The organism is Leptospira montravelensis (assembly GCF_004770045.1).
In the GTDB taxonomy this organism is placed as follows: Bacteria; Spirochaetota; Leptospiria; order Leptospirales; family Leptospiraceae; genus Leptospira_A; species Leptospira_A montravelensis.
In genome coordinates, this window is the sequence record NZ_RQFO01000004.1 from 21312 (window position 1) to 40224 (window position 18913).

Annotated in this window: 19 protein-coding genes; 15 read left to right on the plus strand and 4 right to left on the minus strand. The window is 37.1% G+C overall.

What is annotated here, in order from left to right; all coding sequences use genetic code 11:
- Positions 1-6: 6 nt before the first annotated feature.
- The 7 genes from EHQ31_RS00925 to EHQ31_RS00955 all read left to right on the plus strand — a co-directional run bounded on the left by EHQ31_RS00925 (position 7) and on the right by EHQ31_RS00955 (position 8211).
- Positions 7-1617 (plus strand): DEAD/DEAH box helicase, encoded by a 1611-nt coding sequence (locus EHQ31_RS00925; protein WP_135568681.1) that lies wholly within the window; start codon positions 7-9, stop codon positions 1615-1617.
- Positions 1581-2693 carry an N-acetylmuramoyl-L-alanine amidase family protein gene (locus EHQ31_RS00930; protein WP_208652701.1) on the plus strand — a complete coding sequence of 371 codons (1113 nt, stop codon included), beginning with the start codon at positions 1581-1583 and terminating at the stop codon, positions 2691-2693. Before EHQ31_RS00925 ends, EHQ31_RS00930 begins: the two co-directional genes overlap by 37 nt.
- The gene (locus EHQ31_RS00935) at positions 2668-3492 is read left to right on the plus strand and encodes an LIC_10740 family protein (RefSeq protein ID WP_135568685.1); all 825 of its coding nucleotides are present in this window, start codon (positions 2668-2670) and stop codon (positions 3490-3492) included. The genes EHQ31_RS00930 and EHQ31_RS00935 overlap by 26 nt, the downstream gene beginning before the upstream one ends.
- Before the next feature lie 381 nt (positions 3493-3873).
- Complete coding sequence (locus tag EHQ31_RS00940) at positions 3874-4719, plus strand: flagellin N-terminal helical domain-containing protein (protein ID WP_135568688.1); 846 nt, start codon at positions 3874-3876, stop codon at positions 4717-4719.
- A 174-nt stretch (positions 4720-4893) separates the two neighbouring features.
- Positions 4894-5742 (plus strand): flagellin N-terminal helical domain-containing protein, encoded by an 849-nt coding sequence (locus EHQ31_RS00945; RefSeq protein ID WP_135568691.1) that lies wholly within the window; start codon positions 4894-4896, stop codon positions 5740-5742.
- A gap of 152 nt (positions 5743-5894) precedes the next feature.
- Entirely contained in the window at positions 5895-7157 is a 1263-nt protein-coding gene (locus tag EHQ31_RS00950) for a methyl-accepting chemotaxis protein (RefSeq protein ID WP_135568698.1), read from the plus strand.
- A gap of 190 nt (positions 7158-7347) precedes the next feature.
- The gene (locus EHQ31_RS00955) at positions 7348-8211 is read left to right on the plus strand and encodes a small lipoprotein (protein ID WP_244247225.1); all 864 of its coding nucleotides are present in this window, start codon (positions 7348-7350) and stop codon (positions 8209-8211) included.
- A 108-nt stretch (positions 8212-8319) separates the two neighbouring features.
- On the opposite strand, the gene EHQ31_RS18780 is transcribed toward EHQ31_RS00955, so the two are convergent.
- On the minus strand, positions 8320-8469 hold the full coding sequence (locus tag EHQ31_RS18780; protein WP_167481618.1) for a hypothetical protein: 150 nt from the start codon (positions 8467-8469) through the stop codon (positions 8320-8322).
- A 919-nt stretch (positions 8470-9388) separates the two neighbouring features.
- Here EHQ31_RS18780 and EHQ31_RS00965 point away from each other — a divergent pair.
- The 3 genes from EHQ31_RS00965 to EHQ31_RS00975 are packed head-to-tail and all read left to right on the plus strand — an operon-like array spanning position 9389 to position 11927.
- Positions 9389-10675: an adenylate/guanylate cyclase domain-containing protein gene (locus EHQ31_RS00965; RefSeq protein WP_135568706.1), complete on the plus strand. Its 1287-nt coding sequence runs from the start codon at positions 9389-9391 to the stop codon at positions 10673-10675.
- A gap of 38 nt (positions 10676-10713) precedes the next feature.
- Positions 10714-11529 (plus strand): alpha/beta fold hydrolase, encoded by an 816-nt coding sequence (locus EHQ31_RS00970; RefSeq protein WP_244247226.1) that lies wholly within the window; start codon positions 10714-10716, stop codon positions 11527-11529.
- On the plus strand, positions 11526-11927 hold the full coding sequence (locus EHQ31_RS00975; RefSeq protein WP_135568711.1) for a DoxX family protein: 402 nt from the start codon (positions 11526-11528) through the stop codon (positions 11925-11927). The genes EHQ31_RS00970 and EHQ31_RS00975 overlap by 4 nt, the downstream gene beginning before the upstream one ends.
- A 60-nt stretch (positions 11928-11987) precedes the next feature.
- Here EHQ31_RS00975 and EHQ31_RS00980 read toward each other — a convergent pair whose 3' ends face one another.
- The gene (locus EHQ31_RS00980; protein WP_244247227.1) at positions 11988-13607 is read right to left on the minus strand and encodes a VTT domain-containing protein; all 1620 of its coding nucleotides are present in this window, start codon (positions 13605-13607) and stop codon (positions 11988-11990) included.
- Positions 13608-13663: 56 nt separating this feature from the next.
- Here EHQ31_RS00980 and EHQ31_RS00985 point away from each other — a divergent pair, with 56 nt between their 5' ends.
- On the plus strand, positions 13664-14206 hold the full coding sequence (locus EHQ31_RS00985) for an NAD(P)H-dependent oxidoreductase (RefSeq protein WP_135568716.1): 543 nt from the start codon (positions 13664-13666) through the stop codon (positions 14204-14206).
- Positions 14199-16052, plus strand: coding sequence for a monovalent cation:proton antiporter-2 (CPA2) family protein (locus EHQ31_RS00990; RefSeq protein WP_135568718.1), 1854 nt, complete (start codon positions 14199-14201; stop codon positions 16050-16052). The genes EHQ31_RS00985 and EHQ31_RS00990 overlap by 8 nt, the downstream gene beginning before the upstream one ends.
- Before the next feature lie 9 nt (positions 16053-16061).
- On the opposite strand, the gene EHQ31_RS18855 is transcribed toward EHQ31_RS00990, so the two are convergent.
- On the minus strand, positions 16062-16226 hold the full coding sequence (locus EHQ31_RS18855) for a hypothetical protein (RefSeq protein ID WP_167882027.1): 165 nt from the start codon (positions 16224-16226) through the stop codon (positions 16062-16064).
- A 39-nt stretch (positions 16227-16265) separates the two neighbouring features.
- Positions 16266-16778 (minus strand): peptidylprolyl isomerase, encoded by a 513-nt coding sequence (locus EHQ31_RS00995; RefSeq protein WP_135568720.1) that lies wholly within the window; start codon positions 16776-16778, stop codon positions 16266-16268.
- Positions 16779-16878: 100 nt separating this feature from the next.
- Between EHQ31_RS00995 and EHQ31_RS01000 the strand changes: the two genes are divergently transcribed.
- The 3 genes from EHQ31_RS01000 to EHQ31_RS01010 are packed head-to-tail and all read left to right on the plus strand — an operon-like array spanning position 16879 to position 18909.
- A complete protein-coding gene (locus EHQ31_RS01000) occupies positions 16879-17412 on the plus strand; it encodes a rhodanese-like domain-containing protein (RefSeq protein ID WP_135568722.1) in 534 nt (177 codons plus the stop codon).
- Between the two features lie 46 nt (positions 17413-17458).
- Positions 17459-18727: a GAF domain-containing sensor histidine kinase gene (locus EHQ31_RS01005; protein WP_135568725.1), complete on the plus strand. Its 1269-nt coding sequence runs from the start codon at positions 17459-17461 to the stop codon at positions 18725-18727.
- Positions 18724-18909: a response regulator gene (locus tag EHQ31_RS01010; RefSeq protein ID WP_244247228.1), complete on the plus strand. Its 186-nt coding sequence runs from the start codon at positions 18724-18726 to the stop codon at positions 18907-18909. The genes EHQ31_RS01005 and EHQ31_RS01010 overlap by 4 nt, the downstream gene beginning before the upstream one ends.
- The last annotated feature ends 4 nt before the right edge of the window (positions 18910-18913 follow it).

An 18913-nucleotide genomic window follows, 5' to 3' on the forward strand; every position in this document is an offset into this window, starting at 1 on the left:
TCCATTATGAAATTTAACGAATTACCCTTTCACGAGTCTCTTGTAAAAGCACTAGATAAAATCGGCTACACAGAACTCACCCCCATCCAAGCCAAGTCCATTCCGTTCGCGATGGAAGGAAACGATCTCACGGGCCTTGCACAAACAGGTACTGGAAAGACTATGGCTTTTTTACTTCCCACTCTCCATAGGCTTTTATCTGCCGAAGAAGAGGAGGCTCTCCCTTATGCCCTTGTCCTTGCACCCACAAGAGAACTCACCATCCAAATTGCTGAAGAAGCAAAAAAACTTTTAGAGTTCACTGACCTCGGTGTGGCTACGATCATTGGGGGAACCGATTATAAGTCCCAAGAACAGGCGTTAGGAAATAAGGCTTGTCTCATTGTGGCAACTCCCGGAAGACTCATAGACTTTGTCAAAAACCACGGCCTCTCTTTGGAAAATATCAAAGTAGTGATTTTGGATGAAGCGGACAGAATGTTCGATATGGGATTTGTCCAAGATCTCAAATACATCTTTCACAAATGTAAAAATAGAAAACAGTCTCTTCTTTTTAGTGCTACTCTCAGTTACGAAGTGGTTCGACTTGCGAGTAAATACTTAAACGATCCGATTGAAGTCCATATCAATCCAGAAAAAGTAATCACCGAACGAATCGACCAAAACTTACTCCATTTAGGAAGGGAAGAAAAACTTCCTTACCTTGTGAATTCACTTTTGCATAATGAGATCGAAGGCCTGGGAATCATTTTTACTAACTACAAAATGAATATCCCGAAGATTGTATCTGTTCTTCGAAAGTTTGGAATTACGGCAACAGGACTTTCTTCCGAGCTCGATCAAAAAAAACGGATTCGTTTGTTACGTGATTTCAAAGCAGGAAAATACAAATACTTGATTGCCACTGATGTCGCTTCTCGTGGAATCGATATCGAAAACATCGATGTGGTTTATAATTATGACCTACCACAAGATGCAGAAAACTATGTGCACCGCATTGGACGTACTGCTCGTGCGGGAAGAAAGGGAATGTCGATTGGATTTTGTTCTGAAACCGATTATACCGAACTCGAACGAATTGAACGTTACCTAAATTCCAAAATCCCTATGGGAGAAATCCGAGAAGAGTATTTGGAATTTCCTAAGGGAGAGTTCACTCCTGTATTTGCCGATGAATCCATTCCTGGTGAAAAAAAATACCAAGACCGGGAAAGAGGAGAACGTGGAGGTCGAGGTGGAAAACCAAGACATGGAGGAGAGCAGAGAGGCGGCGAACACAGGTCAGGTGACAGAAACCAAAACCGTTCGGGAGACCGTGGACGTGGGAAAGGAAAAGGGGAAAAACACCATCCTGCCGCTAAGATGGCGCACCCGCACACTCATGAGGGAGAAGGTGATCATAAACAACCGGCCAAAATGACCCACCATGAATTCAAACATGGGTCACATTCCAAAGATGGAAAGGGCAAAGGCCAACATAAGAAAAACCAGTCAGGGAATGTTCATAAAAAAAATGATCCAAGACGGAATCTTTTCGATATCAACGAAGTAAAAAAATCCAAAAAACAGAAACAATCGATTTGGCAGCGAATTCTTTCTATCTTCAAAAAAGATTAGTTCTCTTTTGTTTTTGTATTTTCCCGAATTTCCTCGGAGCTGAGGTCGCCAAACTTCCGCTCTACGGGAGAGGGAACTACGTGGCATTTTCGGATTTAAAATCGATTTTGCCAGAACTATCTACCAAATTAAAAAAATTCACAAGAGTTGGTTCCATTTACACTCCCCAAGGGAATCTTCAATTTCGACTAGGGTCCAGTTTTTATACTCTGGATGGAAAAATTTTCAAAATCCCCAAAGCCATTTTGAAAAAGGAAGAAGATGTGTATCTTCCTTTGGATCTTGTGGAAGCAGTTTTACTAAACCTAATCTCCTATGATGTTCGTTATCAATTCAAAGAAACAGAACTTTGGGTCCTTATCCCCAAAGAACCGGTCCCCAAACGAAATTTGAATGTAAAAGCCATTGTGATTGATGCCGGTCACGGAGGAAAGGACCCAGGCACTTCCGATCCTAGTGGATTCTTTGAAAAGGATGTGAGTCTTGGTGTGGCCCGTTATACTTATTTATACTTACGAAAATACTACCCGGAAATTCGCGTGCAGATGGTTCGTAAAAATGATAGTTTTGTGGAACTTGAAGATCGTTCGAAACTAGCCAACCAAGTTTTGCAAGATACAAGGGATGTAGTCTTTATTAGTTTCCATTGTAATGCCTCCCTGTCGGATAAGGCAGCCGGTTTTGAAGTGTATTACCTTTCGCAAAGCCCAAGTACAGAGGCGGCCCGTGAAACAGCCCTTTTGGAAAATCGGTATGTGGGAAAACATAAGAACCCTGTTGTCTCCCAAATCCAATCACAGATGTTGTCCAGTGTCACCCAAAGGCGATCAAAGAAATTGGCGGCGGCTGTGGCAGAACAGTATGAAAAGGCCCTAAGCCCCGAGATTCCCTCTCGAGGAGTGAAAAAGGCAGATTTTTCCGTCTTGCGAGGAAGCCTTATGCCTGCGGTACTTGTGGAAATGGGGTATCTGACAAACCCAGAAGAAAGTAGGAAACTACGGGATAAAACCTACCAAAAGAAAATTGCCCGGAGTGTCATCAAAGGAATTCATGAATACGCATCTTCAAAAGATTAAGGAATATCTTCGTTCGCTAAGCGAAATCATCAAAATACTCGTCACTCGATTTTATAAAATCGGAACGGGAGAAACCAAACTCACTCGCGATTTTATCTTTTTGTTTGCTTCTTGGTTTTCTCTCCTTATTTTCTTTAGTTTTTTTATTTTAGCAGAACAAAACCCATTTCGGTTGCTTGTTCCTTTCCAACTTTATTCCTATCCCTCACTCGACCATAGAGAACCCATTGTGATTTATATTTCCAATGGAGAAGGGGAACAAATCCCTATCCACAGAAAGGTTTTAAAAAGAGAAGAAACAGGGGATTTTATTTATCAAATCGTAGGAGAAGTTGGTTCACCACCTTACTTTGATTCTGTGGAAGCATTGGCAAAAGATGGCAAACTTTTTTCTCCTAAAAAACTTTTGGACATTCGATTTGCTTTGAAACAAACCTGGTTTGTGGAAAAAGGAAACAAACTTGTGATTGATTGGAATGTACAAATTTTACAAGATGTAATGGAAAAATATAGACTTCCCCGTACAAAGTCTGATGAAGCCGACACAGATGAAGAGAATACAAATACTCCTGTGGATACCATTACTTATTATACAGGTGGTACAGAAACTGGACCCAAAGAACCAGAAGAAGTCATTCAAAAACGTAGGTCTCTTGCAATGGAATCCACCATACGTGCGTTAAATGCAAGTCTATTTGAGAACTTTAAAGACCTAAAAACAATCGAACATAAATTTTCTGGAGAAGGAAATCCCGTTTACCACTGGGATTTGATATCTCCACTCGCCATTCGCCCCTAATTACGGGGCACACATTAGTTTCCTAGGTTTCCACCTTCTCCTGGCAAAAACCAGGGGAATTCCTATACTTTTCCCTATTTTCCAAATTTTGCTTATGGAAAATAGGGATTTGCCGATCATCGTATGGGGGAATTTAGAACTTTTTTTTAAAAAAAATAAAACGCTAAAGTCACTAAAAACTTTCCAAAAATAGCAAAAAAACTCCAAAAAATCCAAAAACACCTCCAAATCTTCAAATTAATTTCTTCTATCCAATCACCGACGTACAAAGGGAACAAATAGAGATTTTAGGCACCATAGGGGCCTGAAAGCCAGACACAAAAAAACCAAAGAGAGAAGGGATTCTCTCTTTTGCCAGATCAAGTTTCAAGGAGGAAACCAATGATCATAAACCACAATTTAGCCGCGATCAACTCACATCGCGTCCTCAAGTTCCAAAACGAGGAAGTCTCCAAGAATATGGAGAAACTATCCTCTGGTATGCGAATCAACCGTGCAGGTGATGATGCATCAGGCCTTGCCGTTTCGGAAAAAATGAGAACGCAAGTGAATGGTCTTAGACAAGCAGAAAGAAATACCGAAGACGGTATGAGCCTTATCCAAACTACGGAAGGTTATTTGCAAGAATCGAATGATATCATTCAAAGAATTCGAACTCTTGCAATTCAGTCGTCTAACGGTATTTATACTGACGAAGACAGACAAATGATCCAAGTCGAAGTTTCACAACTTATTGACGAAGTGGACAGAATCGCTTCACAAGCTGAATTCAATAAAATGAATTTGCTTCAAGGTGATTTTGCTCGTGGATCTAGAGCAACTTCCATGTGGTTCCATATTGGACCGAACATGCACCAAAGAGAAAGAGTGTTCATTGCTACAATGACTGCACGTGCACTTAATCTTAAAGGTCAAAGTGGAGATCTCTTGTCTTTGTCAACAGCTGACAAGTCAAACGATGCGATCGGAACTTTGGATGCTGCGTTAAATCGCATTAGCAAACAAAGAGCAAACTTAGGTGCTTACTTTAATCGTCTTGAGCATGCTGCAAAAGGGCTCATGAACGCTTATGAGAATACCCAAGCCTCCGAGTCTAGGATCCGTGATGCGGATATGGCAGAAGAAACTGTGGCTTTCACAAAGAACCAGATTTTAGTTCAATCTGGAACTGCTATGTTAGCTCAGGCGAATGTTCGTCCACAAGGAGTTCTTTCTCTCCTCCGTTAACATTAGTTAGCGTAGTGAGTGGTTAGTGTAACTGAAGAGTTGTAATTAGATAATCAGCCGGCTTTCCCCTGCCAGGTGGCAAAATGAAAGCTCATCCTTGACACCGGACAGGGATTGTCCGGCTAAGAACGCAATACATATCGTTCTTGGTAATACACAAAGGAGTGTAGGCCAATGATTATCAATCACAACATGAGTGCGATCCAATCACATCGTGCTCTCAAGTTTACACAATGGGATGTAGATAAGACTATGAGGAACCTCTCCACCGGGCAAAGGATTAACCTTGCCGGTGATGATGCTTCTGGTCTTGCTGTTTCGGAAAAACTACGAACACAAATTCGTGGTTTACGTCAGGCCGAAAGGAATACGGAAGATGGACTGAGTTTCATCCAGACTGCAGAGGGTTACCTTGACCAGTCGGCGGAAATCGTCCAACGAATCCGGACCCTAGCGATCCAGACTTCGAACGGAATCTACACACCGGAGGACAGGCAGCTCGTGCAGGTAGAAGTATCTGCGCTGGTGGATGAGATCGATCGAATTGCTTCGCAAGCAGAGTTCAATAAAATGAAACTGTTTGAAGGAGACTTCGCTCGCAAGTCAACAAAGGCATCGATGTGGTTTCACATGGGAGCAAACGCAAAGCAAAGAGAGCGTTTCTACATTGGAACTATGACTTCGAAAGCTCTAAAGATGTCAGAAGGTGCAAATAAAATTGCTCTTTCTACACCTGGTAAAGCTGATGAAGCGATTGCTAAAGCGGACTTCGCCTTGAACAAGATCATGAAGCAGAGAGCAGATATGGGAGCTTATCAAAATAGGCTTGAAAGTACTGCAAAAGGCCTCATGGGTGCATACGAAAATATGCAAGCATCCGAATCAAGGATTAGGGACGCAGATATGGCGGAAGAAATGGTAGCGCTCACGACGAAACAAATTCTCGTGCAAAGCGGTACGGCAATGTTAGCGCAAGCCAGTGTTCGGCCAAATTCTGTATTACGACTTTTGAATAACGCTTAAGTTGTAGTAAGGCAAGAGTTGCCTTAAGACGGTTGCCTCTTCTCGAAGGAAACTTCGCGGAGAGGCTTTTTTTATTAGAGTTTGTTATTTTTTCTTCTGCCCAATCTTCCAGCTAATTGTATAAATTTTCGTCAAATTGTTTGGTTAGGGAGATGAGTTTTGAAAAAGAGTATCTTGAGGAATTATTTATATTTATCACTCGTTTTTGGAATTCTCATGGGAATTCTCTTCAGAACCATTACGTTTCGTTTCATTCTCCGCTATTACAAATGTCTTTTACTGTGTTATGTGTGATTGCGGGAATATTTGTAGGTTTATTTTCCTATTGGATTGGAAAAAAATCACTATTAAAAACAATACTTGAAATTAGTAATTTTTCAAAGGAAGTATCACTCGGAAACTTTAAAGGAATATTAAATATTGATTCAAATGATGAGATTGGAGAATTTGTTTCCCATTATAACGAGGTAATGGAGAAATTAAAAGAATCAATTTTAAGCACAAAATTATTAGCAATTGAAATCAATCAGTCAATGTCTGAACAAAAAATTGCTACCAATGATTTATCTAGCAATACTCAGAAATTATCTGAAAAGTATGAATGGATGAATCAGGATACAGCAAACAATTCACAAAATCTTTTTTATTCCATTTCACAATTTAATATTTTATGCCATTCAATGGATGGGTTGATGAGTCAGATTAAAGAGTTATCTAGTGCCATATCGAAATTAAAAATAATTTCTGATAGTGCTATTGATAGGACAAAAAAATTTGAAAGAAGGTTTGTCTATTTAGAGGATAGTTTGATATCTTTAAAGTCCAAGATGGATAGAATCCGACTTAGTTCTGATGAAATCACTAAAACGGTTGTGGTGGTTCAAACCATATCAGATAAAATCAATTTATTGTCTTTAAATGCTGCTATTGAATCTGCTCGTGCTGGTGAAAATGGTCGAGGATTTGCAGTAGTCTCTGAAGAGATTTCTAAATTAGCAACTCAAACAGGTAATAGTTTAAAATTAATTCAATCGCTTGTCAGAGAGAATAACAGTGAAGTCAGTATGGGTATGGAAGTATTCCAGGAAAATTTTAATACCGTGAATGAATTGTCTCAAGAGACAAAACGAATCACTGCTGAATTTGAATCATTGGGTTATGAAATGAACCAACAAATAGAGAATCAAACAAATGTGTCAAAGGAAGCAAATGAAAGTATTGAAATTTCGAATATCATCCAATCTTATTTAGAAAAATACCAGAACTCTGTGGAAACAACAAAACGAATCATTGATGAGATGGGTGAGTTAGGTACAGCCAATGCGGCCTCTGCAGAAGAATTATCTGCAGCCTCTGAGGAGATTGTTCATATAACGCATCAATTGGTAAAAAATATGGAATATTACCAATTTTAATAAAATCGAAAGTGTAGTCGTGATTTTTGCTATAAAAATCTAGTAATCGAATTTTGAATTCTTCCAAACACAAAATAGTGAAAAATGTTGTAAAATAAATAGGTATTTGTGGAATAAAAACTAACGAGAATTATTTGACATAAAATAAATAGGTTTTTTATATAACCTCATGTTATGTGAAGGATTTAAAATGAAAAATAGTATTATTAGTCTATTATTGTTTGGTGTTATTGGATGTTCCAATATATATTCCCCAATGGGAGTCAAAGGAAAAGATGCAAAAAAACAAATTAGGGATTTGAATAGTAATTTAGGATTATTATCCTTTCCTCTCCTTCTTTCCTCGGCAAGTTCCACTAGTTCTTCTAGCTCAAATACAAATTTTATTTGTCCTACCGAATCAAATGCCAATTTAGGTTCTGCCAGTGATTCTACAGCTGCAAATTTTACATTGCCGGCTGCGAATAATTATGTTGATTTAGATGCCAAAGCAGGTGGATCATTATATTTTCGATCGAATGCCTCTGCATCCAGCACAGCTTATATCGTTAAAGTGTTGCAGACTGCAAACACTAGTTCTACTGCTTCTTGTACTTATACAACGGGTGCCAGTGCCTGTACAGGCGCAATTTCTGCGGCTTTGACATTAACAACTACAACTACCACTCTATCGGCAACTTATTGCCTTGCCATTAAATGTACAGCAGCTGCCTATATCAGAATCCAACCTTCAGCGACGGCAACAAGTACTTCTTCATCTAGTACTAATTCATTTTTGTCTTTAGCACTTGCACCTGAAATCTTAAAATCAGTTTCAGGTATTGAGGATGATAAATATTATACAAAGGATTCATTAGAAAAATGTAAAGAAGGTTTAACCAATATTTCTCTTCTGCAAACAGCGTCGTTAAGTGCCTCTTTTGGCAATGTGAGAGAAGTTTCCTATTGTAATAAACCTTTGTCTATTATTTCTTCAGGAGTTGATAGTAGCGGCATTGCTGCCTTACAAGGAAATGAATGTAAATTAGATGAAGTGAATCCGATCGGATTCTAATTAAATGAAAAAGATCTCTCCTTTCAGAATAACGAGTAGGAGAGATCTTCCTATCTGAAAAGGCATAAGTTTGCCAATGTAAGATCATTTCCCTTTTTGCGATTTATTTTATTCTAAGTCAGTATATACGTTTTGTGATCCATAATTGGATGTTCCATAAAAAAACAATCGTTTTCCTACTAAGACGGCTCTATATCCATCGACTAGTGTATTCGGAGTCCAAGTAGCACCAGAATCGCCGGAATAGTTGTTAGACAATTGTATTCTTGTGCTAAACACGGAAAAAAACGTTGGTGTTAGAGGTATTTACACTAGCACCTAACTTTGAAAAATTGGTTCCGTCAGTGCTTGAGTATACAATCGAAGTATTATTTATCGTATTAACAAAGAGAACATAGGTTGTTTGGTTTCTTCGATCAAGTGATATTGAATCAGTTGAATTGGTACTTACAAATGGAGTAGAAAAACTAGTCCAATTTCTAGTTGGACCTCTTCTTATTATTTTAAATAAGGCACTGGCGATAAAAAATCCTTCTAGAGTTCCTTGGTCGAGCAAACTTCCTTTTGGTTTTTCATCAACAACTGATCTCTTCGTTTGAAAGAGTTATGATTTGTTTATTTTGTTCTATCAATCAGGTGATTAATTCATCGTTTAATTCATCACTTACATTTGCCGAGGATTCTTGTTTTTGGTTTGCGACATCGACAATTTTATTAACTTCTTTTTCGTCCAGGTCCCTATAGGTTACTTTGAGGATATCATTTCTTTGAAATTGTAAAACCTTTCCCTCCTTATTCTTTAGTTTTAAAAAACCGGGAAGCAAGGCGGAGTTTTACGATGATTCGTTTCGAATTTTCCAAATAGGCATCGTATTTAGGTAATTGACTTGAAGGATTACCGATAGGTTTATCAACAAGAGGATCTATTTTTTTTCCTTCAAATTTCGAATGGCATCTGGGATACAAATCAACCAAATGCACGGAACCTTTGTTTTTTGTAAGACAAACACTTGTTCTGTTGTGAATTAATGATCAAAGTTTTATGAAAAGCCAAATGACTATTCGAATTGGTTTTTCCTTTTCATTTGTAATTCCTCTGGGACTCAATTCGGCCCCTTTCCTAGGCAGAAAAATGGTTGAATCCGATAAGTTTCCAAGGGGATACTTACCAATTACAATGAAATGGATATACCTCTTTCTCGGAGATCCGAAAAAACATTCTCTCGAACACCGGTTGTTTAATACAGTTTCGCTAACTAACGGATTATTGAACTTACTAGGTGTATTTGGTGTCCTTTATCTAGAAAACTACCAGATACTCATCTCATTAAATGTTGGTTCTGGACTCCTTATGCTTGCCATGTACTACCTAAGCCGATTCAAAAGTATCTATTTTTCATTGTATTGGCCCTTCAATTTAACAATTCTTTTTTATCTTGCATCCATGTGGTTTTTTAATGGTGGTTCGGTAGGAGGAAATCATTATTATTTGATTCCATCTCTTGTAATCGCTTTGATCCTCATCCGTAATCACAATATTTGGTTGGTTTATTCGATATACATTGGAGTATCTGCATCACTTTATTTGACAGAATACTTTCATAAAGATTGGGTTGTTGGTTATGCAAGTGAAATGGACCGTTACCTCGATGCAGGTGGTAATTATTTATTCGTTCAAATTTTGACAGGTATTTTGATTTTTATATTAAGTCGAAATTTGAATATAGAACGGAAAAAATCAGAAACATTACTTTTAAATATTTTACCTGAAACCATCGCTGAAGAATTAAAAAGAGAAGCTCGTGTTATACCTAAAAGGTACGAACTTACATCTGTATTGTTTTGTGATATGGCAGGTTTTACAAAAATTGCTGAGAAAATGAATGCGGAAGAATTAGTAGGCGAATTAGATACTATTTTTCGTGAATTTGATCGTATATGCAAAGAATATAGGTTAGAAAAAATTAAAACCATTGGCGATGCCTATATGGCGGTTGGTGGAGTACCTGAAGAAAACCAAACTAATTCCGTTGATGCAGTGTTATGTGGATTAATGTTTCAACAGTATATGGCAGAACAAAAAGAAATTCATTCTTTGCGCGGACGTGAATTTTGGGAGATTCGTTTGGGAATTCACAGTGGTCCACTGGTCGCAGGAGTTGTTGGAACAGATAAATTTGCTTATGATGTCTGGGGAGATACAGTCAATACCGCAAGTCGATTAGAGAGTTCAGGTGTAACGGGCGAGGTGAATATTTCTTCCCAAGTGTTTGAAGAGGTAAAGTTTTACTTTGAATGTGAACCAAGAGGATTTGTATCTATTAAAAATAAAGCAGATATTGAAATGTATTTAGTAAAAGGGTTTTTACCTGAATATGCAGATCCAATCAATTCTAAAATGCCAAACGTACTTTTTAGACGTTTATATGAATCGGGCGCTTTATTTACAAGTAGTGAAGTATGAGGATGTACCATAAACAAAAGAAATGTCTAAGATTTGTATTGTTTCTACTACCTTTTTTGACATTAATTTTTTGTTCTAATGATTCCATAGAAGGGGAAGAACCCATTCAAAGTGCCAATTTACCTTGGCAGCAATTTCATATTCATTTTTTATCAAATGATTGTAAGGCGAAAAAAATACTTTTAGTTTTGGTGCATGGCTCTCCAGGTTCCTCCTCGGATTTTAAAACGTATCTGAAAAATAAGGAACTTCAGGACAAGTTTTGCATTTTTGTTCCTGATCGATTCGGTTATGGTGAATCTGCAAACAAAGAATCTTTACCTAGTATTTTCAAACAAGGGAATGCATTGGCACAGATCATTGAAACCTATATAAACAAAGAAAGTTATACTTTTGAAAAAGCGATCTTTGTTGGTCACTCTTATGGGGGGCCAATTGCAATTGTAATGTCTATGGCAAAGATTCCAACCTTTCCTAGGAAGATACAAACTATTTTACTTTCGAGTCCATCTGACCCAGATTTAGAAGAACTACATTGGTATAACCATTTAGCAAATATCCAAATTTTCCAATGGTTCCTTCCCAAGTCCTGGATTTTCAGTAATGAAGAAATGTTTACATTAAAATTTGATTTAGAACAACTAACAACGAAATTAGGAAAATGCAATTTGGATTTATTATCGGTGCATGGAGAAAATGACCAATTAGTTCCTTTGGAAAATGTATATTACTTTACGAAAAGGAAACTAAATATAAAACATAGGTTTCAAATCCTAAAGGGCGAAAACCATTTTATACCCTGGACTAGTTTTGCAGAAATCAAATCAATTTTATTAGCCGAAGGTTCTAAATGAAATTACCAAACATTCAATCCATTTTGTTTCATCTCGCCCGATTTGTGGCGGCTGTCATCATTGCACAAACTTTGTTTTTTAAATTTTCTGGTTCCAATGAATCTAAGTTTATTTTTTCCACTTTAGGTATGGAACCTTGGGGAAGATATGGGCTTGCGGTTTTGGAATCATTTTGTGTTTTGTTTTTACTCAACCCTTCTTTTGTATGGTTTGGTTCTCTTTTAAGTTTAAATTTAATGTTAGGTGCCATTTTATCACATTTTGTATTTTTAGGAATTGTTGTACAAGATGATGGCGGATTGCTCTTTTTTTTGGCTATCGTTGTATTTTTACTTTCTTGTTATCTTTTTTATGTAGAGAGAAAAAAAGTACCTTATCTAAAAGAGTATTTAGATTAGTTTTTTGTCGGAAGCGGAAAAAATGTTTAAGATTCTCAAACTCTAACAAGTTTGTGAATCTTAGTCTAAGTATTTTTCCTTATACTTTTTGTGATTTTTTATCAATTGATAAAGTTTATTGTAGGGATATAAGCTTACACCTGTTTTATAGTTTTCATATCCGATTTGGAAAAGAATTTTCCATTGACCAAATAAAATTGAATAACTTTTAAAAATTGAAAATTTCGGATCATAAAGATTGGTTGATTCACTGGTGGCACCATTGAGTTCAATGATTTTAAAATCTTTTCCTTCTTTGAATTTTTCTGGATCGGAAAACCGAATGTCAAACCTTCCAAAATAAAATCCTGGAATCGAATCGCCAATTTGTAGGATTATTTTTTCTAACTGACTTGACCTCCAATGGTTTCCGTCTTGAAACATACAACCTTGTATATGATTTCCTATAGACCCAATGGAAATAGATTCGCCTAAAGATAAAATTCTATTGTGTTGGTGTTTGTTGTGGTTTATATGTACTAATTTTTGGAATCGATATCTTGGATGGTTCGAAATTAAGGTTTTTAAATCCGAAAAACCATCACCTATAATTTTTGGAAAAATTTTATCTGTGATAGAAAAGATATTACCCTTTTTGTTTTTTGGAAAACGATAATAAAAAATCCCCACTTCATACGGCCCTGTTTCATATTCTTGAAAAAGCCAGTCGAGGGGATATGTTTTGAGAAGTAAAAAAGATTCTTCTAAGGAATTTATTTTTTTAATTAAAAATCCACGTTCGCCTTTGTCTGGTTTGGCGATTATGGGAAATTCTATTTCATTTTCCAACATCCAATTTTTGATTTGAGAAATCGAATTTTCGTTTTCCTTGGGAACTAGTAAAAAACGTGATACAGATTCTTTCGGAATTAAATTTAGAATCTCCGCCTTGGATTCCCCGGCAATTCCTGAAGCTAAAATCCCTGGGTTGACAGTTGTGATATAACGAATCCCTCTATAACGTAAAATTAAAAAAAGTAGATAGGGCACAAGAGGCAGATAAAATAAGGAAGCCGGCCAAAATTCCAGTTGAGATATTTTGGATGTATAAAATATAAAATTCTTTCTTTCCTTCTCGAAAATAACCAATCGAAGGATTTGATAAAGAAGATAAAAACTAAGACCTACTGTCAGAATTAAGAGGATTGTATTGTTTGTTTTCCAGTATACGCTTACTAAATTTCCATAAATAAAAACGATACAAACTAAGATCGTTGTCCATAGTGAGACTGCAAATAGGCTAGTGTATAAAAAAGGAAAGAAGGGAAGGCCAAAAAAACCACTACTAAGATAAAGTGGTAATCGAGTCCCAGGTAAAAACCTGGAAAGAAAAATTGATTTCCGGAAATGATGGCGCCAGTCCGTAAATATATCTTTGGACTCCCAGTTTAAGACCGTACTTTTAAAAAAATTGGAATGATGAAATCCTCGCCTAACAAGATTTCCTATTAAATACAATAAGCAGTCTCCAACAAAAATTCCAAGACCTGTCACCAAAATGGCCAAGGAAAGTTGTATTTTTCCTTCCCTGGCTAGAAGTCCGGCGCCAATACAGGTCAGGTCTTCTGAAAGGAAAGTTGAAAAAAATAATGTTAAAACCATCACTACGGAAATTTGAAAGAAATTTACCTCGTTGGTCAATGGAAAACTTTTTTTAAAAGGTTTTCCTCTCTACGGATTTTGTGAATTTGTCTCGTATGCCTAAAATTTTGATTTTGTTAGTCCACCCTGTACTTGAAAAGTCGAAAGCCAACCAAATGCTCTTGGATTCTCTTCCTCTATCTGAAAACATCACCTTACGTGATTTATATGAAGAATATCCTAATTTTTTTATCAATGTAAAAGCTGAACAGGAATTATTATCCAACCACCAAATCATTATATTCCAACATCCACTGTATTGGTATAGTTGTCCTCCGCTTATGAAATTGTGGATTGATATGGTTTTAGAGGACGGTTGGGCCTATGGTCCGGGTGGAAACAAACTATTGGGGAAAAAATGGATCCAAGTCATCACTACAGGAGGTTCCAAGGATGCTTACTCTAAAGGTGGTTTTCATGGCTATTCTACCGAGGAATTTTTATTACCGTTTCGCAGAACAGCAGAACTTTGCGGTATGGATTATTTAAATCCTTTTTTGGTTCAGGGAACGTTTCAATTAAACGAAGAAGATCTGCAAAAAGAATCTAGCCGATATTCTTTGTTTATTAATCATTTGTTAGGTAGTAATTATGAATGAGCTCGGTTTTTTTGTTCAAGCTTTAATTTATCTCACAAGTGCAATCATTATCGTTCCTATTGCAAATCGATTAGGTCTTGGGTCAGTTCTTGGTTATTTGATTGCAGGAATTGTCATAGGTCCTTTTGTTTTTGGATTTGTTGGAACCGAAGGAAAGGATATGTTGCACTTTGCCGAATTCGGCGTAGTGATGATGTTATTTGCAATTGGTTTAGAACTTGAGTTGGATCTACTTTGGCGGTTAAAGTTTTGGTTACTTGGTCTCGGTGGGTTACAAATCATCCTAACTACAGCGATTACCGCAGGTTTTGCTTTTGGATTTGGGTTTCACTGGAAACCATCGTTGGCACTCGGACTAATTCTTTCTTTATCTTCTACAGCCATTGTATTACAAACATTGAAAGAAAAGGGACTTATGAAATCGGTTTCTGGGCAGGCAGCTTTTTCTGTACTTTTGTTCCAAGATATGGCAGTCATTCCGATACTCGCCATATTTCCTATGTTAAGCGATGCTGAAGTAACCACATCTTCGCAGGGACATTCTCTGATTGAACATTTACCTGGTTATGCAAAAACTTTGGTAGTTTTGTCTGTTGTGGTCGGAATTATTTTAGTCGGAAGATATTTACTCAGCCCATTTTTTAGATTACTTGCCAAGTCGGGAAATCGAGAAATCTTTACAGGGGCAAGTTTGTTACTTGTAATCGCCATATCGGTGTTAATGGGGGCTGTGGGGGTGTCGGCAGCACTCGGAACCTTTTTAGGAGGAGTGGTCCTTGCCAGTAGTGAATACCGCCATGAATTAGAAAGTAATATTGAACCGTTTAAGGGACTTTTGCTCGGTTTGTTTTTCCTTAGTGTTGGTGCTTCGATGGACATTCCAGTGGTCATAAATAGTCCAAGCAAAATTTTAGGAATTGTGTTTGGTATCATTTTTATCAAAGCATTGGTTCTATTTTTACTCGGATTAACATTTCGGCTTCCTCTAGATCAAAACCTATATTTTTCCTTAGCACTTTCTCAGGTGGGGGAGTTCTCATTTGTTTTGTTTGGATATTCGGAAGGTTTGGGACTTTTTAGGGAAGAATCGATTATCATTTTAGTGGCTTGTGTGGCAGTAAGTATGGCAATTACTCCCGTACTTCTTTTGTTATATGAAAAAACTTTTTTTGGACTCTTAGAATCGAAAATTCCCAAAATACATTCCGACCAAAATATTCATAAACAAGAAAACCCTGTGATCATTTGTGGATTTGGTAGGTTCGGTAATATGTTAGGTAGGTTCCTACGTTCCAACGGAATCGCTATTACCATTTTAGATTTTGATGCAGACCGTGTAGAGATGTTGGGTCGTTTTGGATTTAAAGTGTATTTTGGTGATCCCACTCGTTTGGAGTTATTAGAGTCAGCAGGATTGGAACATGTTAAGGTGTTAGTGGCCGCTTTGGACAATCCTGAAAAACAAACAGAACTCATTCGAAACGTAAGCCAACATTATCCACAAATCAAAATTGTGGCAAGAGCTGGCGATAGGGAAGATGCCTATAATTTAAAGGAAATGGGAGTGACATACATTTATCGAGAGACTAGGGAAACCGCAGTCCAAATGGGAAAGGATGTATTAAAAATTTTAGGAACTAGGGCACATACTGCTGAAAAAGCAAAAAATCTTTTTTTAAAACATGATGATGATACCTTCCACGAACTTTTTGCACTGAGGGCTGACAGAGTGCAATATATGAGTCATGCTAAACAGAGAAACGCAGAGTTAGAAAGGTTGATGTTTGTGGACTTAGGAAAAGAAGAGGAACTTGGAAGAGATCCTTGGAGTGAGATGGAGAGGTAGGTGAGTCGCTTAGAAAAAAAGTGAAAGTAGAAACTCTATTCCCGAATGATCTTCTTTTTTCTTTCGAGAATAGAGTTTTTTTGATGGTTTTACTTTGGTTGGTTTCATAGAAAAAATGATTCTAGAAGCCGCTTTGATTTGGGAGATCTGTTTTGGTTTTCCTTTTGCCTTCATATCCATTAGACTTATGAAGGCAAAGGGAAGAATCAATTCTTATTTTTTAGAATCTAGAATTTGGTTCCACTCATCCAAAAAGGGTTTTGCCACTGCTAACACGGAAGACGGGTCACCTTCGATCGTGATTGTTTCGATGACATCACCTTGTCGGATCGCATTCACTACTTGTTGGTCAGCTTCATCGACAACAGCACCAAATACAGAATGTTTTCCATCAAGCCAAGGAGTGGGGACGTGTGTAATAAAAAACTGACTCCCATTGGTTCCAGGTCCTGCGTTGGCCATAGAAAGAATTCCTGGTTTGTTATGTTTTAAACTAGAATCAAACTCATCTCGGAATTTATAACCTGGTCCACCGGTTCCTGTTCCTTGTGGGCATCCACCTTGGATCATAAAGTCTTCAATGACCCTATGGAATTTGAGTCCATTGTAAAAATTCCTTTGTGCTAGGTTTACGAAATTGGCTACAGTATTGGGTGTTTTGTCAGGATACAAATCAATGCGAATTTCGCCTTTGTTTGTTTTGAGAATTGCTCTAAGTACGCTCATTCATGCATCACAATCTCTTTAATTCCCTTGGCAAGTCGAAAAAAGGTTTGAGTTCTTGGAACGTTCCCATACAATTTTTGTTTTCTTATGGAGGATTTTTATGAAAAAAAACATAATTCTTTTATTTATCATTTTTGCAATTCCTCTGTTTTCCGGAACTTCCAAAAAGAAAAAAATAAAACAGGTCCCGATTGAAAACAAACTCATTAATTACGGAGAATTCAAAAGGATCGTCAATCGTTCCGAAGGGGAAAGAGAAACTCATCGCCTAACAGAAGAACAATTTTTGAATTTGATGAACGAAGAAGGTGTTATATTACTTGATGCAAGAAGCGAAAATCGTTTCCATATTTTGCATATAAAAGGAGCAAAAAATCTTCCTTTCACTGAATTCACTAAAGAATCATTAGCAGAGATCATTCCTCTGAAAAATACAAAAATCCTAATTTACTGTAACAATAATTTTGAAGGAAACCAGGAAGCCTTTGCTGCCAAAAGTCCTGCCGCTTCTCTCAATTTATCTACATACAACTCACTCAAAGCTTACGGGTATGAATCGATTTACGAATTAGGACCACTTCTCGATGTGAAAAAAACTATACTTCCACTCGTAACGGACCAACCGGAACCTTGATTTCGATTGACCAAAGAATTAATTATGGACTACTAGAAATAAATTTATGATTCAAGGTGAGCTTCTTTCCGAAATCATTGAAGCCGTTTCTAATACCTATGGAAACGAATTTTTAGATAGAATCACGCTGAAATTAGCATCGACCATTCAAGCTGATTATACTTTTATCGCCATTTTTGATAAAGAAAAATACGAGTCCAAAACGATCTCCCTCGTAGCAAAAGGGGTAATTGCGGAAAACATGGCTTATTCTTTAAAAGATACACCTTGTGCATATGTTTTTGATAATTCTATTTGTTATTATCCAAATGATGTGCAAAAGTTTTTTCCCCTAGACCAACTTCTGATTGAAATGAAAATCGAAGGATACATTGGTACGCCTTTACTCAATTCTAAAAAAGAGGTGGTAGGCCTTATTGTAGGATTATTCGAAAAGGAAATTCCAAACAAAGACAAAATCCTAACCTTATTTCAAATTTTTTCCGGAAGGATCGCCGCTGAATTAGAAAGATCAGAATATGAAGCTAGGTTGGAAAAAAACAACCATGAATTGGAAACCCTTGTGGAAATGAGAACCAGTGAACTAAAACGGACATTAGATGAACTAAGGGAAAGACAAAACCAACTCATTGAATCCGAAAAAATGGCAAGCTTAGGATTACTTTCTTCCGGGATCGCCCATGAAATCAATAACCCTTTAAACTTTATATTAGGTGGATATTTTGGAGTTCGTGGAATTTTGGAAGGTTCAGTTTTGGAATCGGAAAAAACGAAAATGTTTTTAGAGGCAATCAAAGAAGGGGTGGAACGCACATCCAAAATTGTAAAAGGTTTAAATCAATTTTCTCGCAGTGGGGATTCCAAAGAAGAGGGGTTTGATTTACATGAGATTTTAGAGAATTGTTTAGTGGTTCTCAACCATTCTCTTCGTGATCGAATTCAGGTGGAAAAAAATATGTATGAAAAACCTTTAGTGATTAAAGGGAATTCAGGAAAAATCCATCAGGTGTTTTTAAACATCCTCACCAATGCCATCCAAGCGATGGAAGGTAAAGATGGGATTTTAGTCTTAAAATCTTATAGAGACTCTCACTACGGAACCATAGAGATTACAGATACAGGTGTCGGAATTCAAAAAGAACACCAAAACCAAATCAGAAATCCTTTTTTCACAACCAAAGACCCAGGGAAAGGTGTGGGGCTTGGATTACCTATTGCTTATAAGATCATTCAAGACCACAATGGTTCCATTGAAATGGAATCCGAATGGGGAAAGGGAACTACCTTTCGGATTAAACTTCCGATGCCAATATGAAAGGACAAAATCACAAACAAAAAATTAGTCCCAATATTACCTATTGTATCTTAACTGGGTATGATCTTACAACGGAAATCGAAAGAGCCATTGGAGAAAAAAAGGTTGCTCGTTATTTTTCTAAACCGTTAGATCCTACAGAGATTTTATTATTTCTCTCCGTAGGACCAAACAATGAATAAACGA

Coding starts and splice junctions, on each gene's coding strand:
- EHQ31_RS00925 (WP_135568681.1), top strand. CDS start 7: ATGAAATTTAACGAATTACCCTTTCACGAGTCTCTTGTAAAAGCACTA.
- EHQ31_RS00935 (WP_135568685.1), top strand. CDS start 2,668: ATGAATACGCATCTTCAAAAGATTAAGGAATATCTTCGTTCGCTAAGC.
- EHQ31_RS00940 (WP_135568688.1), top strand. CDS start 3,874: ATGATCATAAACCACAATTTAGCCGCGATCAACTCACATCGCGTCCTC.
- EHQ31_RS00945 (WP_135568691.1), top strand. CDS start 4,894: ATGATTATCAATCACAACATGAGTGCGATCCAATCACATCGTGCTCTC.
- EHQ31_RS00950 (WP_135568698.1), top strand. CDS start 5,895: ATGAGTTTTGAAAAAGAGTATCTTGAGGAATTATTTATATTTATCACT.
- EHQ31_RS00955 (WP_244247225.1), top strand. CDS start 7,348: ATGAAAAATAGTATTATTAGTCTATTATTGTTTGGTGTTATTGGATGT.
- EHQ31_RS00965 (WP_135568706.1), top strand. CDS start 9,389: ATGAAATGGATATACCTCTTTCTCGGAGATCCGAAAAAACATTCTCTC.
- EHQ31_RS00975 (WP_135568711.1), top strand. CDS start 11,526: ATGAAATTACCAAACATTCAATCCATTTTGTTTCATCTCGCCCGATTT.
- EHQ31_RS00985 (WP_135568716.1), top strand. CDS start 13,664: ATGCCTAAAATTTTGATTTTGTTAGTCCACCCTGTACTTGAAAAGTCG.
- EHQ31_RS00990 (WP_135568718.1), top strand. CDS start 14,199: ATGAATGAGCTCGGTTTTTTTGTTCAAGCTTTAATTTATCTCACAAGT.
- EHQ31_RS18855 (WP_167882027.1), bottom strand. CDS start 16,226: ATGAAGGCAAAAGGAAAACCAAAACAGATCTCCCAAATCAAAGCGGCT.
- EHQ31_RS00995 (WP_135568720.1), bottom strand. CDS start 16,778: ATGAGCGTACTTAGAGCAATTCTCAAAACAAACAAAGGCGAAATTCGC.
- EHQ31_RS01000 (WP_135568722.1), top strand. CDS start 16,879: ATGAAAAAAAACATAATTCTTTTATTTATCATTTTTGCAATTCCTCTG.
- EHQ31_RS01005 (WP_135568725.1), top strand. CDS start 17,459: ATGATTCAAGGTGAGCTTCTTTCCGAAATCATTGAAGCCGTTTCTAAT.
- EHQ31_RS01010 (WP_244247228.1), top strand. CDS start 18,724: ATGAAAGGACAAAATCACAAACAAAAAATTAGTCCCAATATTACCTAT.